General features: G+C 49.7%; 1 protein-coding gene and 1 pseudogene. Both read right to left on the minus strand.

Annotation, left to right across the window (positions count from 1 at the left end):
* On the minus strand, positions 1 to 287 hold a 287-nt coding region (locus A3751_RS19840), incomplete at its 3' end, for a hypothetical protein (protein WP_156492662.1).
* Positions 288 to 387: 100 nt separating this feature from the next.
* Positions 388 to 837: pseudogene (locus A3751_RS23205) on the minus strand (hypothetical protein); the annotation flags it as partial.

Genomic DNA, 837 nt, shown 5'->3' on the forward strand with positions numbered 1-837 from the left:
GCATCTTCTTCAGAGTACTCTTCTCGCGCGGCGATCAGGCCTGTGCGCACGAGGCTTTTATCCATCGTCGCAAGTTCTTTATCGATGAGCGCAAACTGTTTACGAAACCATAGTTTTGAGAAACCGACGACTTGAACGATGATGCTCTGCTCGTTTGATTCGGGCTCTTTTAAGTCACGTTTTAGGGTTGCGGGTAATGCTTTGAGCGATGCCCAAGAGTGATTAATGACGATAAGGAGGCACGATAACAACAAAAGCGTTGCGATGCCGAGGATGCTTAGCCACATAGGTTGCTCCTAAGGTAGTACAAATTTCTGACACAAAAACAGCGATATTGTGAAAGAAGCAATTATTGCGCCTAAGATGGTTGGCTAACGTATAAATCCGCTATGTTAGTTGGCTTTGCGTGTCTTTGTCGTGACGTAGGCGTTGATCAAGTTGGTTGAGTCGTTCTGGTGTGCCAACATCGAGCCAGAATGCACGCATTTCTGAGCCGTAAAGACCGCCTTGTTGCGCGAGCTGTCTTAGGATGGGGCCAAGCGGTGCCGGGCCGGGTGGCAATTGGGTAAACACACTCGGGCGGTACAAGCCGATTCCGCTATACGTGCGTGCGTTATGTGCACTATCAGCTTGGTCAGCTTTGATTGATAGGCGCGCACAGCCAGTGTGATCCATCCCGTGGATGTCGAAATCGCCGGAAGGATTGTGACAGGGGTTTTGGCAGAGCAACAGGTTTGCCTGCACTTGGCGGTGCGCATGGAGAGCATGATCCAGCCAAGGGCTTAAATCTTCTTCAAAATAGACATCGCCATTAATGAGCAAAAAAGGCGCATCGTT

This window comes from Oleiphilus sp. HI0080 (genome assembly GCF_001635135.1).